Origin of the sequence: Leucobacter chromiireducens subsp. chromiireducens (assembly GCF_016758255.1) — a bacterium.
In the GTDB taxonomy this organism is placed as follows: Bacteria; Actinomycetota; Actinomycetes; order Actinomycetales; family Microbacteriaceae; genus Leucobacter; species Leucobacter chromiireducens.
This window is the reverse complement of sequence record NZ_QYAD01000001.1, coordinates 809,031-825,556: the sequence shown is the minus strand read 5'-3', so window position 1 is coordinate 825,556 and position 16,526 is coordinate 809,031. Positions and strand designations below refer to the sequence as shown.

Annotated in this window: 14 protein-coding genes; 2 read left to right on the top strand and 12 right to left on the bottom strand. The window is 68.4% G+C overall.

Annotation, left to right across the window (positions count from 1 at the left end; translation table 11 throughout):
- The 6 genes from D3226_RS03900 to D3226_RS03875 form a co-directional block, all read right to left on the bottom strand.
- On the bottom strand, window positions 1–1,800 hold the full coding sequence (locus tag D3226_RS03900) for a cell division protein PerM (protein ID WP_202381059.1): 1,800 nt from the start codon (window positions 1,798–1,800) through the stop codon (window positions 1–3).
- 90 nt (window positions 1,801–1,890) lie between these two features.
- Window positions 1,891–2,664 carry an ABC transporter ATP-binding protein gene (locus D3226_RS03895; protein ID WP_202381058.1) on the bottom strand — a complete coding sequence of 258 codons (774 nt, stop codon included), beginning with the start codon at window positions 2,662–2,664 and terminating at the stop codon, window positions 1,891–1,893.
- The gene (locus tag D3226_RS03890) at window positions 2,661–3,485 is read right to left on the bottom strand and encodes an ABC transporter permease (RefSeq protein ID WP_337248888.1); all 825 of its coding nucleotides are present in this window, start codon (window positions 3,483–3,485) and stop codon (window positions 2,661–2,663) included. Before D3226_RS03890 ends, D3226_RS03895 begins: the two co-directional genes overlap by 4 nt.
- A gap of 8 nt (window positions 3,486–3,493) precedes the next feature.
- Window positions 3,494–4,504, bottom strand: coding sequence for an aliphatic sulfonate ABC transporter substrate-binding protein (locus D3226_RS03885; RefSeq protein ID WP_202381057.1), 1,011 nt, complete (start codon window positions 4,502–4,504; stop codon window positions 3,494–3,496).
- 51 nt (window positions 4,505–4,555) lie between these two features.
- Window positions 4,556–5,290 (bottom strand): response regulator transcription factor, encoded by a 735-nt coding sequence (locus D3226_RS03880; RefSeq protein ID WP_237462218.1) that lies wholly within the window; start codon window positions 5,288–5,290, stop codon window positions 4,556–4,558.
- Window positions 5,287–6,531, bottom strand: a complete 1,245-nt coding sequence (locus D3226_RS03875) for a sensor histidine kinase (RefSeq protein WP_202381056.1) — start codon at window positions 6,529–6,531, stop codon at window positions 5,287–5,289. The genes D3226_RS03880 and D3226_RS03875 overlap by 4 nt, the downstream gene beginning before the upstream one ends.
- 108 nt (window positions 6,532–6,639) lie before the next feature.
- Here D3226_RS03875 and D3226_RS03870 point away from each other — a divergent pair, with 108 nt between their 5' ends.
- Complete coding sequence (locus tag D3226_RS03870) at window positions 6,640–7,395, top strand: GAP family protein (RefSeq protein WP_202381055.1); 756 nt, start codon at window positions 6,640–6,642, stop codon at window positions 7,393–7,395.
- A gap of 42 nt (window positions 7,396–7,437) precedes the next feature.
- Here the strand turns inward: D3226_RS03870 and D3226_RS03865 are convergent, their stop codons facing one another.
- From D3226_RS03865 to D3226_RS03845, 5 genes are all read right to left on the bottom strand, one after another.
- A complete protein-coding gene (locus D3226_RS03865) occupies window positions 7,438–8,508 on the bottom strand; it encodes a hypothetical protein (protein ID WP_202381054.1) in 1,071 nt (356 codons plus the stop codon).
- Between the two features lie 202 nt (window positions 8,509–8,710).
- Window positions 8,711–9,613: a succinate--CoA ligase subunit alpha gene (sucD, locus tag D3226_RS03860; protein WP_202381053.1), complete on the bottom strand. Its 903-nt coding sequence runs from the start codon at window positions 9,611–9,613 to the stop codon at window positions 8,711–8,713.
- A 34-nt stretch (window positions 9,614–9,647) separates the two neighbouring features.
- Complete coding sequence (gene sucC, locus D3226_RS03855) at window positions 9,648–10,814, bottom strand: ADP-forming succinate--CoA ligase subunit beta (protein WP_202381052.1); 1,167 nt, start codon at window positions 10,812–10,814, stop codon at window positions 9,648–9,650.
- A 119-nt stretch (window positions 10,815–10,933) separates the two neighbouring features.
- Window positions 10,934–11,977, bottom strand: coding sequence for a GGDEF domain-containing protein (locus D3226_RS03850; protein ID WP_202381051.1), 1,044 nt, complete (start codon window positions 11,975–11,977; stop codon window positions 10,934–10,936).
- Window positions 11,974–12,912, bottom strand: a complete 939-nt coding sequence (locus D3226_RS03845; protein ID WP_202381050.1) for a GGDEF domain-containing protein — start codon at window positions 12,910–12,912, stop codon at window positions 11,974–11,976. Before D3226_RS03845 ends, D3226_RS03850 begins: the two co-directional genes overlap by 4 nt.
- A 267-nt stretch (window positions 12,913–13,179) precedes the next feature.
- On the opposite strand from D3226_RS03845, the gene D3226_RS03840 reads away from it, so the two are divergent.
- Entirely contained in the window at window positions 13,180–13,812 is a 633-nt protein-coding gene (locus D3226_RS03840; RefSeq protein WP_202381049.1) for a TetR/AcrR family transcriptional regulator, read from the top strand.
- An 82-nt stretch (window positions 13,813–13,894) separates the two neighbouring features.
- Here the strand turns inward: D3226_RS03840 and D3226_RS03835 are convergent, their stop codons facing one another.
- Window positions 13,895–16,492 (bottom strand): ATP-dependent helicase, encoded by a 2,598-nt coding sequence (locus tag D3226_RS03835; RefSeq protein ID WP_202381048.1) that lies wholly within the window; start codon window positions 16,490–16,492, stop codon window positions 13,895–13,897.
- Window positions 16,493–16,526: the final 34 nt, after the last annotated feature.

Below are 16,526 nucleotides of genomic sequence, written 5' to 3'. Positions count from 1 at the left end.
CTAGCGCCCCGGGCCCCGCAGACGCCAACCGGGCCGGCGCCCCGTCTCCGGCGGCGTCACCTCGCCCGTCGCGTTCTCGTCCCAGGCATACGCGGCGAGTGCGGCCTCCTCGACGTTCGCATCGTCTTCCGGGCCCCCCGAAACGGAGTGGTCTTCCTCCTCGGGCTCTCCAGCGGCTTCCTGGTCGTAGGGATCCCCCAGCTCCACAGGCTCCACAGGCTCCACAGGCTCCACAGGCACGGTCTCGTGTTCGTACGTGAGTTCGTGCTCAGGAGTGGAATCCTCGGCGGAGTCAGCCGGCACTCCAGCGGCGGGATCGAGATGAGCAAGCGCGAGATCCGGATCCGCGGGGGCGAGCTCCAAGCCGCCCTCGTCCGCGGGCCACACGCCCACTCGCGGCAGCTCCGACACCTCGGCGTGCACCTCGTCGGGTTCAGGCGCCGCATCAGCCAGATCCGTTGCCGTGCTCACCGGCGCAAGCCCCTCCAGCGGCACCGTCTCCTGCGCATCGGCGGTGTGCCCCTCGCGCTCGCCACCCCAGGCTGCGGGCAGTCCCTCTGGCAGGAGCTCACGCACCCGCGCAGCGTCGACGCGAGACGCCGCCGTGCCGAGCAGCAGCCCAGCGCCGAGCTCCGCCGCGGCAAGGCCGCCGACCAACCAGGGCGCAGGGCCCGCCTCCGCAAGTCGATCGGGGCCGATGGAGCCCGTCGCGAGCGCAGCAAGCCCGGTCACAACAAGTCCCGCGAGCACTGCGGCACCCGCTGCGCTGCCGAGCGCGACGGCCCACGACGAGCGACGCGTCTCGGCGCGCTGGCCCAGCAGCACCGCAACCGCAATCCCGACAAGCACCACGAGCGTTGGCGCGAGCGCACCGAACGCTCCCCAACCCTGCGGGATCGCGCCGAACAATGGCAACGCAGGAAGGGGGCCGAGCAGGGTCTCGAACGGGGTCACCGAGGTGCCCGCCCCCACCGCGAAGCCCGCGCCGGTGAGCCAGGCGAGCCCCCACAAGAGCGCCACCGGCAGGAGTACCAGCTGTGCGCCGAACAGCAGGAGCGAGCCGAGCGGATCGAGCTGCAGATGCTGCGTGAGCGCGGTGATCTCGCCGTACCCGCCGAAGAGTGCGATGGCGAGTGCAAGGCCACTCAATCCGAGGAGCCCCGCCAGTGCTCCTGCCGCGAGCCGCAGCACCTCGGCGGCGCGACCCGGGAGTGCAGCAACGCCGGGCGCGCCCACCTGCTCGAGTGCCCGCTGCAACGCGCGCACGGTGCTCCGCCACCAGGGGTGCTCATCGCGAGCCGCGCGCACCAGGTAGCTGAGACCAGCAGGCACGCCGTACACGAGGCCGGCCACCACGCCGGCGAGCACGGGGGGCCACACCAGCAGCTGCGCGATCACCGCGGCGACAACTCCCGCCGCCGCACCAAAGCCCAACGCGCCGCCCAGCACGCCCGCGGCCCCCACGCCGCCGCGCGTGCCCAGGCGCCACCCGGCGCGCACCGCGAGCAAGGCGGTGAGGAGCGTCAGCCCGAGCGGGGCGAGGCTGAGCACCACCGTGAACGCCTCGGCGGGGAGCCCGAAGCTGAGCGCGAGCTCGGGGGTCAGCGTGAACGTGAGCGGCGCGAAGTGGCCCAGGGACCACACCGCGGCGCCGCCCGCAAAGACCGCGCTCGGCTCGGCTGCGAGCCCAAAGGTGACCGCCCACAGTACGAGCGCAGGCACGACCGCGATCGCCAGGCCGAGGGCTGCGGCAGCCGCCGCCTCGATCGCCGCGATCACCGCTGTCACCAAGGATCTCATTGGCGAAAGCTTACTCTGCTCGGCCCTGAGCGCGGTGGGCGGCGCGCTCAGTCGAAACCCGCAGGGCCACCGCACACCGCGGACCGCGGGCTACGCGGACTCGCCGCCGTGGATGAGCGCGAGGATCTCGTCGCTCAGCTCACGGAACGCTGGGGTGCGCTCAGAAGCTAGCGTGCGCGGGCGCGGGATCGGCACATCGACGATACGCTGCACGCGGCCGGGCCGCGGACTCATCACGACCACGCGATCACTCGTGACAACCGCTTCGTCGATGTCGTGCGTGACAAGCAGCACGGTCAGCTTGTGCTGCTCCCATACCTCAAGCAACAGCTCCTGCATCGTGCGCCGCGTCAGCGCGTCGAGCGCACCGAACGGCTCATCCATCAGCAGGATGTCGGGCCCGTAGCTGAGGGAGCGCGCGAGCGCCGCGCGCTGCTGCATACCGCCGGAGAGCTGCGCGGGGTGCGCATCTTCAAACCCAGCGAGGCCAACCAAGCCGAGGAACTCGCGTGCGCGGTCTGCGCGGACGGCGCGCGAGAGCTCACGCTCTCCCCGCAGAGCGAACTCCACGTTCTGCTGCACCGTGAGCCAGGGCATCAGTGTGGCCTGCTGGAACACCACGCCGCGGTCTCGCCCCGGGCCCGTGATGGGCATCCCGGCGGTCTCAAGCGTGCCGGCGCTCGGCTCCTCAAGCCCCGCGATGAGTGAGAGCAGCGTCGACTTGCCGCAACCTGAGGCGCCGACGATCGAGACGAACTCGTTCTCACCGACCTCGAGGTCAACGCCATCGAGCGCGGTGACCGCACCAAAGTGCTTCGTGAGGCCGGACACGCGAATGCGGGGCTGCGTCGCTGCGGGGCTCATGCGCGTCCCTCCTGGTAGGCGAACATGCGGCGCCCGGCGGCGCGCATCAACTGGTCAAGGATGAGGCCGAGCACACCGAGTACGAAGACGTAGCCGATGATGAGGTCGGTTTCGAAGAAACGCTGCGCCACCGTAATGCGGAAGCCCATACCGCTGGACGCTGCGACAAGCTCAGCGACCACCAGCCAGGTCCAAGCCCATCCGAGGGTCACGCGCAAAGCATCCCAGATGCGCGGCATCGCGGAGGGCACCACGATGCGGGTGAGCAGCTGTGTCCAGCTGAGCCCGAGCGTTTCACCGAGGCTCACCAGGGTCTTCGGGGTGCGGCGCACCGCATCCGCCACCATAAGCACCTGCTGGAAGAAGGTGCCCATCCAGATGATGAGGAACTTCTGCCCCTCGTCAATCCCCGCCCACACGATCGTGAGCGGCACGAATGCCACGACCGGCATATACCGAATGAAGTCCATGAGCGGCTCGAGGGCGGCCTCGACGCGGGCGTTGACGCCCATCAGCGTGCCGATCGGCACGGCCATCACCGTGGCGAGCGAGAATCCGATGAGAATCCGGAGGGAGCTCACTCCAATGTCAGCCCACAGCTCACCGCTCGCTGCCTGCTGCGCGAGCGCGCCCAGTACAGCATCCGGCCCGGGCAGGAACATCGGGTCCGCGAAGCCCAGCGCGCTGACCAGCCACCACACGGCGATGAGCACGACAAACGTGGCCACCGCCGTCGCAAGGTACGCGGGCCGCGACAGGCGCGCCCCGATGCGCAGCCGTCGCCGCGGGCGGCGCTGCATCGATCCGGATCCGGTACTCACGCTGTGTGCTACTTGCCGAGGAACTCGGCGCGGACCGCGGTCTTCGCGTCAACCGTCTCGCTGAGCAGGCCGATGCGCTCGGCGACGCTCACGAGCGCCGGCAGCGTCTCCGTGGCGTAGCTGCCCGTCAGGAGGTCGCGGTTCTCGGCGAGCGAGTAGTAGTGCACGCCGTCGAACGCGGTCTCGAGATCGCTCACGTCAGAGCCAACGCCGGCGGCGATGATTGCACGCGCCTCGTCGGTGTTCGCCTCCGTGTAGCTCACCGCGTCGTCCCACGATGCGAGCACCTCGCGCACCTCGTCGGGGCGCTCATCAAGGACCTCGTTGCGCACAACGAGCACGTCGGTGATGAGCCCGGGGAATTCACCGGCCGTCGCGACCGCAGAGATCCCCTTGCCCGCGCCGAGCGCCTCACTCACGTAGGGCTCGTAGGTGACGCCAGCATCTACCCGGCCGGCGAGCAACATGGGTGCGACCTTGTCCGCGGAGGCCTCGACGACGCTCACATCGTCAAAGCTGAGGCCCGCCTCGTCGAGCGCCTCGGCGAGCAGAATCTCGCTCGTGGCGCCGCGCTCGAAGGCCACCTTCTTCCCCGCGAGATCAGTGACGTCGCTGATCCCGTCGCCCGCGAGGATGGCGTCGGCCTCGGTTGCCGAGTCGAGCATCAGCACGATCGACACGTCGAGGCCCTGCTCGATGAACTGGAGGGCGGCCTGCGCCCCCACGTTCGCCATGTCCAGTCGGTTTGCGGCGAGCGCCGCGTTCACGTCGGCGTCCGCGTTGAAGCTCGAGAGCGCAACGTCCACGCCGCGGTCCGCGAAGAAGCCCTGATCCTCCGCGACATACCACTGGCCGTAGCCGAGCCACGGCTGCGTGCCCATACGAATAGTCTCACCTGCGGCGTCTCCCGTCGCGGCGTCGGAGCCTGCGGGCTGCGCGGAGCACCCGGCGAGGCCGAGCGCAAGCGCGGCGGTGGCGGTCGCGGAGAGCGCGATTGAGCGGAGGAGGCGACTGGTCACGGCGGTCCTTTCACGGCGGTGCCGACGCGGTTCTCCGTCGGCGCAACCCTCCTATCCTACGTGAGGCCGTGTACCGCCCCCGACCGAGCGCAGCAGCGCGACCGCGTGCGTGCGGCTCTCTGCGCCGAGCTTCACCAGGATGCTCGAGACATGCGTCTTCACGGTGGGCACGGAGATCCCGAGCGCCGCCCCGATCCGCGCGTTTGCCCACCCCTCGGCGATCCCGTCGAGCACCTGGCGCTCGCGGTCGGTGAGCGCGTCGAGCCCGGGCAGTGTGGCTGCGCCAGACTGTCCCCGCTGCGCACCGTCGCCCGTGAGGCCAGCGGCGGGCCCCGCGAGCGCGGCGAGAGCGCGGCGCGTGACGCGCGGATCGAGGATTCCCTCCCCCGCGGCAATGCGACGCACCGCGTCTGCAAGCGGCGCCGCCTCAACTGTTTTCAGAAGGAATCCAACAGCGCCGGCCCGGATTGCGTCGAACACCAGCTCGTCCTCATCGAAACTCGTGAGTGCCAGCACGGCGGCGGTCTCCTCCGTCACGATCTGCGCGGTTGCGGCGATCCCGTCGGTGCCGGGCATGCGCAGATCCATGAGCACCACATCCGGTCGCAGGGCACGCGCATTGCCAATCGCTGCGGCGCCGTCTGCGGCCTCGCCCACCACGTCGATGCCCTGCCGCTCGAGGATCATACGCAGGCCCTCGCGGATCATGGCGTGATCGTCAGCAATGAGCACCCGCGGTGCGCCCGCCTGCGGAAGCGTCATCTGGTTCTCCTCCGTCTCGGTCATGCGGGTCCGGTCTTCGTGGGGAGCCAGGCGGAGACGAGCCACCCCGAGGGGTTGGGTCCTGCCCTGAACTCTCCGCCGCTCGCGCGCACCCGTTCGTCCAGCAGGCGAAGGCCCAACTGGCTCCCGCGCAGCTCCGGGTGGGCGAGCGGGGATCCGCCCCGGGTGATGATCTCCACGCGAACCCCCGGCTGCTGCGTCGGCCCGTCTGCGGCGTCGACATTCACCTGCACGCTGCCGCCCGCGTCGTGTCGTGCGGCATTCGCGAGCGCCTCGCGCACCACCTGTCCCAGGGTCAGGTCGGCCGTGGGAGTGAGTGCTCCCGCGCCCGTATCGTCGACCGCGACGCGCAGTCCCGAGCGCTCGGCCTCTGCCGCAAGCTGCGGCAGCGACGCACGCCCGGGCTCTGCGGTGTGTCGCTGCGCTGCGGTATCGGTGCGCAGCACCCCGATCAGGTCACGCAGCGCCTCGTGCGCGGCAAGGCTCGAATCACGCACCGCGCGAAGCGTCGCCCGATCGGCGCCCGTCCCGGCCGCTGCCGAGTTCGCCCCATCGCCTGCGCTCAGGGCAGCCTCGCTGCGAATCGCTACGGCGGCCACGTGGCCAGCCACCACATCGTGCAGCTCGCGTGCCACGCGGTCACGCTCCGTGCGCACCGCGTGATCCCGATCGAGCTCGGCCAGCCGCTCGAGCCCGGCCGCACGCTGCCGGTAGAGCGCAACGAGCTCGCTCGACTGCGCCACCGAGTTTGCGTACCAATACGTCATGCCAAGCAGCGCACCGAGCTGCAGCCCGACGAGCACTGTGGCACCGGGGTCGCCGGTCACGAGGAGCGTGGCAGCAGCACCGGCGATCGTCACGGCCACGATGCCCCTCAGCACCAGTCGACGGCGGGGCGCGCTCAAGGCAATGATCCCAGAGTGGAGCATTTCTAGCACCGCGAACAGGGGAACGAGGCCGCCGACCGTCAGCACGTCCACAGCGGCGATCCCGATCGCGAGGAGCAGCCCCCACCAGGGTGCGCGGCGCTTCATCAGCACGGTGGCCGCAGCCGGAACGGCCGTCGCGAGCGTCCACCACCGCGCTGGGCGCTCCGGCAGCAGCGAGAGGTCATTCCAAATGCCGCCAAGGCCGATCGCCGCGAGCGCCACGGCGATGCCCACGTACACGAGCGCCACGCGCCACGGCGCAAGCGGCGGGCGCGTAGCGCCCATGCCGACGTTGCTTGGTTCCGCAGTGGTCATGCGCTCTATCCAAGCACCCCTCGACGCGCGGCACCTCCGACCAAGGGATGAGGGCCGCTCATTCCTCTCGCCGATGCGCGGGGCCGGGCTCTCCGGGAGGCTCGGGGCATGGATTTTATTGACTCGGCGCCCCTCCCCGCGGCGCTCGCCGTGCTCGCGCTGATTGACGGCCTCAGCGTAGGCACGCTGCTCATTCCCCTATTCTTCTTGATCGCGCCAGGCCGGGTGCGCACCGGGCGCATTCTCGCCTACTTGGTGACGATCACCGGGTTCTATCTCGCGATCGGCGTACTCTTCATGCTCGGGCTTGTGAACGTGATCGACGCGGCGAGCGACCTTCTTGCGAGTGAGCTCGGCCAGTGGCTCCTCCTCACCGTGGGCGCCGGGCTCTTCGTCGCGGGGCTCCTGGTGTGGGCCGCGGACTCTCGCAGGAAGCGGCTCGCGGCGGCGGGGACCCCGCTCCCCGAGAGCGGCCGTATCCTCCGGTGGCGCGCACGGGTACTCGATGAACGCGCGAGCGGCGGCGCCGTGATGGGCGTCGCGATCGCCGCCGGGCTCGTCGAGATCGCCGGAATGCTCCCCTACCTGATCGGCATGACCATGCTCGCGGGGGCGCCCCTCAGTGCATCCGCGCGATTCGCGTACCTCGCCGGCTACTGCGTGGTGATGGTGCTCCCCGCGCTTGTGCTCCTTGTCACGCGAATCGTCGCGGCACCCCTCGTGGCGGCGCCGCTCGAGCGCCTGACGGCGTGGTTTCAGCGCACCGGCGCCGAAAACACCTCGTGGATCCTCTGCATCATCGGGTTTCTCGTCGCGCGCACGGCAACGAAGTCATTGGGGATCCCGTTGCCCATCATCGGCTAGCGGGGTCTCCGGCGGCCGAGGGCCACGGCCGCCGGGGCTCGGCTACGCCCAGGCGGTCGCAACCGCGCGGTGCGCCTCGAATAGCGGCACGGTCGTCCCCTCGGGCGAGCGCCCGAAGCCGCACTCCGTCGCCACGCCGAACGGCCGCGTCACGTGCTCGCGCGCCGCAGCAATACGCCGCTCGGCGCCCGCCGCGCCGTCTTCCCGGTGCACGAGGCCAAGATAGAGCTCGGTCTCCGCGGGCAGCGCAAGCGAGGCGAGCGGCGCGAAGTAGGCCGCGTCCTCTCGCTCGATCGGCACGGGGAGGTGCAGCCAGCTGAGTTCTCGCTCGGTCTGCTCACTCACGAGGTTCGCGAAGCGCACGAGGTTCGCGGCGTCACCGGGCTCAACGAAGTGCTGTTCCGCGACGTCGCCGTAGCAGAGGTGCACGCCAACCTCGACGTCCGCCGGTACGCGGTCGATCTGCCGCGCGAGCCGCTTGGTGGTTTCCTGCCACACGTCGGAGAACCACTCGTGCGGCACCCCGCGCGTGCTCACGCCCTCGAGGATCGCGAACTCGAGCGCAGCATCCCACTGGACGGCGAGCTGCTCGTGCGGAATCGCTGCGAGAATCTCGTCGAGCTCCGCGGCGAGCGCGGCCTCATAGACGGGCTCGAACTCGGCACGGTTCGCGGGGTGCACGAAGCTGCCCACCACGCCGAGTGGCGTCGGAAGGGACACCTGGAAGCGGGTCGTCGCTGGGATGACCCCTTCTTCCTGCAGCCGGGCGAACACGGCGTACGATTCGAGCGCGGCCTCCGCGTAGCCGAGCGGGGCAAGGGTGAGGTCCGCGGCGCGCACGCCGGGTGCGAGCTGCACGGGGCGCGCATCGAGCGTGCGGATCGGGATCGGGGTGTCCCCTACCCGCTCGATCCCAGGTGTCTGGCCCAAGCGGTCGGCCTGGAACACGATCCAGTGGAAGCGCTCGCCCACCTCGCCGTCAGGGATGCGCTTCAGGTGCGCGCCCAGCTCGGCGGCCGCCGTGCGCATTGTCGTCTCGGCGTCATCGAAGTTGATGCTGCCCACAAGATGGGCGCCCTGCGGCGTGTTCTGCGACTGCTGGGACTGGGTCATGGTGCGCTCCCTGAACGTCCGGTTGCCCGGTGGCCGCCGCGTCTCGGCGCCTCCCTCAGTATCGCGCACCACGCCCGCCCGCCGCGGCTGCATTGCGCCGCGTGACACCCACCAAACACACGATCGGGGTCACTCTGGCAGGGTGTTGCGTGCCGCGGCTGCGCGACACCCTGCCAGAGTGACCCCGATTCGGGAGTGAGGCTTAGAGCGCGGCGAACGCCTCGCGCAGCAGCTCGGCGGTCTCAGTGGGGGTCTTCCCCACCTTGACGCCTGCAGCCTCGAGGGCTTCCTTCTTCGCCTGCGCGGTGCCCGCGGAGCCAGAAACGATCGCGCCAGCGTGGCCCATCGTCTTGCCCTCGGGCGCCGTGAAGCCGGCGACGTAGCCCACGACGGGCTTCGTGACGTTTGCCTTGATGAACTCGGCTGCGCGCTCCTCAGCGTCGCCACCGATCTCACCGATCATCACGATGGCCTTCGTCTCGGGATCCGCCTCGAACGCCGCGAGTGCGTCGATGTGCGTGGTGCCGATGATGGGGTCGCCACCGATACCGATCGCGGTGGAGAACCCGAGATCGCGCAGCTCGTACATCATCTGGTACGTCAGCGTGCCCGACTTCGAGACGAGACCGATCGGGCCCTTGCCCGTGATCGTTGCGGGGGTGATGCCCGCGAGCGCCTCGCCCGGCGTGATGATGCCGGGGCAGTTCGGGCCGATGATGCGGGTCGCACCACCGGTTGCCTTCGCGTGTGCCCAGAGTTCAGCCGAGTCCTTGACCGGCACGCCCTCGGTGATGATCACGAGCAGGCCGATGCCGGCGTCGATAGCCTCGATCGCCGCGTCCTTCGTGAAGGCCGGGGGCACGAACGCCACCGAAACGTCGGCGCCGGTTGCGGCCATCGCCTCAGCGACGGTCGCAAAGACGGGCAGCTCGACCGTCGCGCCCGAGGCATCGACGTGCGACACCGTGGTGCCGGCCTTGCGCGCGTTCACGCCGCCGACGATCTGGGTGCCCGCGGCAAGCATGCGTGCGGTGTGCTTCGTGCCCTCGCCGCCGGTGATGCCCTGGACGATGACCTTGGAATCCTTGTTCAGGAAGATCGACATTCTGTTGCTTCTTTCCGTGAGTCTCGGCGTCGGGTTATCGGGCGTTGGCGAGCTCGGCGGCCTTGTCAGCGCCCTCGTCCATCGTCGCGGCCTGGGTCACGAGCGGGTGCGCCGCCTCGTTCAGGATCCGGCGGCCCTCTTCAACGTTGTTGCCGTCGAGGCGCACCACGAGCGGCTTGTTTGCCGCGTCGCCGAGCTTCGCGAGCGCGCCCACGATGCCGTTGGCAACCGCGTCGCAGGCGGTGATTCCGCCGAACACGTTCACGAAGACGGACTTGACCTGCGGATCCCCGAGGATCACGTCGAGGCCGGCGGCCATCACCTCGGCCGATGCACCACCACCGATGTCGAGGAAGTTCGCGGGCTTCACGCCCCCGTGGTTCTCGCCCGCGTAGGCGACGACATCGAGCGTCGACATGACGAGGCCCGCGCCGTTGCCGATCACGCCGACCTCACCGTCAAGCTTCACGTAGTTGAGATCCTGCGCCTTAGCCTTCGCCTCGAGCGGGTCCTCGGCGCCCTTGTCAGCGAGCGCGTCGTGCTTCGGCTGACGGAACTCAGCGTTCTCATCAAGCGATACCTTGCCGTCGAGCGCGATGATGTCGCCCTCACCCGTGAGCACGAGCGGGTTAACCTCAACGAGCGTGGCGTCCTCGCCCACGTACACCTGGTACAGCTTCTCGAAGACCGCTGCGACCTTGGCGACGAGCTCCTCCGGGAACTTCGCTGCACGAGCGATCTCTTCGGCCTTCGCCGCGTCGATGCCGGTCAGCGGGTTCACCTCGATGCGCGCGAGCGCCTCAGGCTTCTCCACCGCCAGCACCTCAATCTCCATGCCGCCCTCAACGGAGCAGAGGGAGAGGTAGGAGCGGTTTGCGCGGTCGAGCAGCACGGAGAAGTAGAACTCCTGCTTGATGTCGGCGCCTGCGGCGACCATCACTCGCTTGACCTCATGGCCCTTAATGTCCAGCCCGAGAATTGCCTCGGCTGCTGCGTATGCCTCATCGGCGTTCTTGGCGACCTTCACGCCGCCGGCCTTACCACGGCCGCCCACCTTCACCTGAGCCTTGACAACGACAACGCCGCCAATCTTCTCAGCTGCGGCGCGCGCCTCGTCCGGGGTATCGGCGACGATGCCGGCAAGCACCGGCACTCCGTATTCTTCGAAGATGTCTCGTGCCTGGTACTCGTACAGATCCACGTACTGTCCTTTGTTTTTTCGTCAGAGGAAGCGAGGCAGAAAATGTCTCGATGTCGAGATAACTCGACCAGGCCCGAGTCTAGCACTGCAGAACGCGCCGACCCTCCGCGCCCACCCAGCTAGCGGCCGCCCTTTGCCCGGTAGAGCTCAGCGTCCGCGCGCTGAATCGCTGCGTCGAGATCCTCCGCTGCACCCACCGCTACGAGGCCGAAGGACCAGGCGTGTCCGGCGCGCTTTCGCATCTCACACAGCTGTGTCGCGGCATCGGCGCGGCTCGCGCGCAGCACCACGACGAACTCGTCACCGCCGAGGCGCGCCACGAGGCCCCCCGAACGCCCCGTGATCCCGCGCATGCCGACCGCGCGCATCCAGTGCTCGGCGTTTTCGCGCAGAGCCTCGTCGCCCGCCACGTGGCCGCCCTCCTCATTCAAGAGACGGAAGTCGTCGAAGTCGATGAGCGCGACGGCCACCGGTTCTCCTGCTTGCCGGGCGCGTTGCCGGAACTCTTCGGCCGCAATCAGCAGGCCGCGGCGGTTCAGCGCACCGGTCAGCGAATCAGTGCGCGCTTGCACCTGGCCCTGCCGTCGCACGGCCCGCGCACCCTCAAAGCAGAACAGCGCAATGAAGACGGAGTACGCAATCATGATGGTCGGCGAGCCGAGGCCGTGACCGAGGTCAGGGTTCCAAATCAGTGACAAACCGACTCGCAGGACACTCAGCCCCATGAACATCCTGGCGACGACACCCGAGTAGAACCACCCGACATAGAGTGCGATCACGGGCAGCTCGAGCAGCGCGTTGATCTCGGCGTGCGGGTGCTGCACGAACACGAGGAAAAACGACGACCACACCTCGATCAGCGCAACCATGAGAATGCCTGCCCAGCGCGGGTAGCGGTGCCCAAACACGAGGGGAATGACTCCCGCAACGAGGTAGACGAGCAACCACAAAGTTACGGCGGATGCGTCGAGCCGAGGGTGCGGGAACAGCAGGTCCGAGAGGAAGACGAGCGCAAGCAAGAGCGGGATCAGCGCGCTCACGATTGAGAACGGCGTCTGCCACCGAGCAAAGCGTTCCCACTGCGCCTGCGCGAGGAGTCGCGCACGCTCGAGCGCGGAGACGTCTCCGCCAATCGGGAGCGTGATCCGGCCTGACTCGCTCATCGGGGTCCGCCGATCTCACGCTGTCGGTCCTCGCGAGCACGACGCACACGCTTCCAAGCAAACAGCTTCGCGTCCGCGCGGGCGAGGAGTTCGTCGGCAGTCTCGCCGGGCAGCGCCTGCGCGATGCCCCAGGACCACGGGTGCTCTGACACCTCCCGGAGGCGGTCGACGATGGTCTGCGCCTCACGCTCAGTCGCGCGGGGCAAGATCAACGCGAATTCGTCGCCGCCGAGCCGCGTCACCGAGTCGCCCGAGCGAATCGCGTCTTTCCAGGCGGTCACCGTTCGACTCAGCACCAGATCCCCCGCGGCGTGGCCCCGAGTGTCGTTCAATTCCTTGAACCGGTCGAAGTCCACCGCGACCACGCTGAGCGGTGCGCGGGAGAACGCGCGGCGGCGTAACTGGTACTCCAAGCGATCGCTCAGGCCGGTGCGGTTTCGTGCACCGGTGAGTGAGTCTGTCGACGCGATGCGCACCTGTCGCCGCCAGAGGTAGGTTCCGGACGCGTAGCAAAACTGCATCACGAGGAGCGCGTGCACGGCGACGGGAACGCCGATGGCGCCGTCTTGCGCGAAGAGGGGGTTGCGGGACATCACGACCCCGAACACGACGAGACTCACCGCCATGAGCAACATTGCGAACCGCGGCCGCACAAACCAGCCCAGGTAGAACGCCACCACGGGAAGCTGCTGCACGGAAGCGATCACCGAGGCCGAATCGTCCGCAAGCCCGAGAAAATATGTCTGCGCCACGAGGAAGAGCAGCACCGCGGCCGTACCCACCCAGCGCGGCACGCGGCGACCGAGTACCAACGTGACGAGCGAGCCGCTCCCGCACAGGAGCAGCAGCAGCCAGACGAACCAGCGATTGTCCATCGTTCGATGAAAGGCGAGGTCGGCAACGAGCGTCAGGCTCAGGAGCAGCGCTGCGAACATCAGGTAGGCCGAGTGAGCGTCTTGCCGACGCAGAAATGGACGTATCCCGGCCACTCCTTACCCCCCTCGCGCACGCCAAATTGCGCCCCACGCGCAATTGCCCACAGGTAGCGTACACACTTTGCCTTGCTTTCCACAGGGTTTTCCCTGTGTTCGCTGTTCCTGAGTTTCCCAGTCCTCCTCGCTAGACTCGAACGCAGCCGAACCCGCCCGCTCAGGGATGAGCGCTCCGCAACCCCGGGCTCGGCCGGAGATGAAGCCGAGTTGATGAGTTCCGCAGCACCCAAGCCCGAAGGCCTCCGCGCACGGAAGCGGCGAGCCACGGAGAACGCGATCGAGACGTCCGCGGTGATGCTCGCCCTCGAACTCGGGGTCGAGAATGTCACAGTCGAGGCAATCTGCGAGCGGGCCGACATCTCCCGCAGCACGTTCTTCAACTACTTCCCGTCACGCGACTACGCGATCGTCGGCCGCGCGGTGAGCCTCCCGGAAGGGACCGAGGCGTTCAGCATTCTGGACAGCTGCCCAGAGGACCTGACCCTTGGGGTATTCCGTCTGCTGTTTGCCGCGATCGGCCACAACTATGTGAACTCCGATGTGGCGCGGCTGCGCACGCAGCTCATCATGGAGCAGCCACTCGCCGGTCGTATGACGGCGTCATCGCTCCTTGAATCTGCCTACTCGCTCACGGTCACCGCGGCAGCCTGGCTCGAGGCGAATCCCAAGTACGCGAAGCTCGATTCCCCCACCCGGGAGGCGTCGCTCGCGGTCACGCTCATGCACGGAGTCATCACCACACAAATGACCGAGTGGATGCTGTCCTCCGGCGACACCACCGCAGAAGAAGGCGACTTCGATCGAGTGATGGCGGAGTATCGCAAGCTCCTCGGCACCGACTAGCCCGGGCGGGGCGCAGCTGTACCCGGGCGCTGCGCTCCTCCGCACCTCAGCGCTGCGCCTCTCCACGCCCGGGCGCTGGGCGCTACTCCACCTTCGAGATGGGCGCGAGCTTCACGAGCAGCTTCCGCTCCCCGACCGAATCGAACACCACGTGCGCGATTCGCTTCGTGCCCGCCCCGGTGACCCCGGTAACCCGACCCTCGCCATAGTCGTCGTGCCGAATCCGGTCGCCAGTCGCAAGTTCAAGATCGCCGTTGTCGCGCACGCCAGCGCCGATGGTGTTCGGGAACCCGCCGCCGGCCGCCTGGGCCGCCTTCGCTGCGCGCTTCCGCTCACGCCACTGATCCAGAGCTGATTGCATGTTTCCGCTCGCGGGCTCCGAGACCGCCGCCGCACCGGATCCGCCGCGCGAGCCACTCCCCGAGCCGAAAGACACCGAGGAGTCCGCGTTCCGGCTGGACCACGAACGTGAGCCACTCGCGCCCGGCCGCGACGGCGCATTGAGGGCGCGCGACGCCGTGCCACCGCGGCTCGTCACCTCGCCGGGCGACTGCCGCCAGTCGATGAGCCCCTCGGGAATCTCCTGCAGGAAGCGCGAGGGCATTGCCACCGACACGTCTCCAAAGGTCGCGCGCGTGGACGCGAGCGTGAGGTAGAGCCGCTCCCGGGCGCGCGTGATCCCCACGTACATGAGACGACGCTCCTCGTTCACGCCGCCGACCTCGTCCACCGACATCTGATGTGGGATCAGCCCCTCCTCGACGCCGGTGAGGAAGACCGCGCGGTACTCAAGCCCCTTCGCTGTGTGCATCGTCATGAGTGACACGGTGCCGCTCGTATCGTCGAGGTCGTCTGCCGCGGCGACGAGGCTCACCTCCGTGAGGAAGGCGAGCAGGCCGGCCCCCGGCTGCTTCGCGTCGAACTCGCGCGCCACCGCAACGAGTTCCTCAAGGTTTTCCGCGCGCGCATCGTCCTGCGGGTCCCTGCGAGCCCGGAGTTTCTCGACCATCTCGGTCTCGTCAAGGATCAGCTTCATCAGGTCGCCGACGGGCGCCGGCTGCTTCTCCTCAGCTTCCTCGCCGGGTGCCGCCGTGACGTCTGTTGCGCCGCCGCCCACCGCCATCCGCGATGCGCGGGTGAGGAGCTCAGCCAGCTGCCGCACGGTGCCACGCAGCTTCGGGCCGATCTGCGGCACCTCGTCGACTCGCAGCATGGCCTCGTGGAGCGAGATACCCTGGGCTTCCTGGAAGTTCGCGAGGTGGGCCTCCGCCATCGGACCAATGCCGCGCTTGGGCGCACCCAACAGGCGCGACCATGCGATCGGATCGTACGGGTTCGCAATGCTGGTGAGGTACGCCATCGCGTCCTTCACCTCGGCGCGCTCGTAGAACTTCGTTCCGCCGAGCACCCGGTACGGGATCGCCGAGCGAATGAGCAGCTCTTCCAGCGCTCGCGTCTGCGAGTTGGTGCGGTAGAACACCGCCATGTCGTTGTAGTCGAAGCCCTCGCGGTGCAGGTCTTCAATCTCCTCAGCGACGAAGCGCGCCTCGTCGTGCTGCGAATAGCCGGTGAAGCCGACGATCTTCGCACCATCGCCCTCCGAGGTCCAGAGGTTCTTCTCTTGACGGTCGAAGTTGTTGCCGATCACGGCATTCGCGGCCGACAGAATGTTCTGCGTCGAGCGGTAGTTCTGCTCGAGCTTCACGACCTCTGCGCCGGCGAAGTCGCGCTCAAACTCCACGATGTTGCGGATGTCTGCGCCACGGAAGGCGTAGATCGACTGATCCGAGTCACCGACCACCGTGAGGCTCGCCCCGGGGATGCGCCCGTTCGCGTCGAGTTCGCGCGCACGCACGGGTGGCACGAGCCGATCCACCTGCTCCGTGGGGATCGGTCGCGTGAGCTCGCGAATCAGCGAGTACTGCGCGTGGTTGGTGTCCTGGTACTCGTCGACCAGAATGTGACGGAAGCGGCGCTGATACACGGCAGCCACGTCGGGATGCGCGCGGAACAGGTGCACGGTCTGACCGATGAGATCGTCGAAGTCGAACGCGTTCGCGCGACGCAGCTCCTGCTCGTACATCCGGAAGATCTCGACAAAGAGTCGATCCCGCGGATCGCTCTCGTTCATCGTCGCCGCATAGCCGCTCGCGTCGGTGAGCTCGTTCTTCAGCCGCGAAATCTTCGAACCCGAGTTCGCGGGAGTGAAGCCGTAGCTATCCGCGTCGAGTTCCTTGATGATGCGTTTCAGCAGCGCACGCGAGTCCGCCGAATCGTAGATCGTAAAGCCGGAAACGTAGCCGAAGCGCTCCGCCTCGCGCCGCAGAATGCGCACGCACGCCGAGTGGAAGGTGGAGATCCACATGCCCTCGGCCGCATCCCCGAGGAGGCCACCGATCCGCTCGCGCATCTCGGCCGCCGCCTTGTTCGTGAACGTAATGGCGAGGATCTGGCTGGGCCAGGCCTCCTTCTCGCGGATCAGGTGCGCGATGCGGTGCGTCAGCACACGGGTCTTCCCCGAACCTGCACCGGCGACGATGAGCAGCGCCGGGCCGCGCGCGATCACCGCGCGCTCCTGTGCGGGGTTCAAGCCGTCGAGCAGCGGGTCGACGCCGCCCGTTTCAGCGGTGAACGGGCCGCCTGCGGGGGCGCCGGGATCCAGAAGTTCGAAGTCGCTCATTGTGAGGTCCAGTCTAGGCTGCACCACCGACACC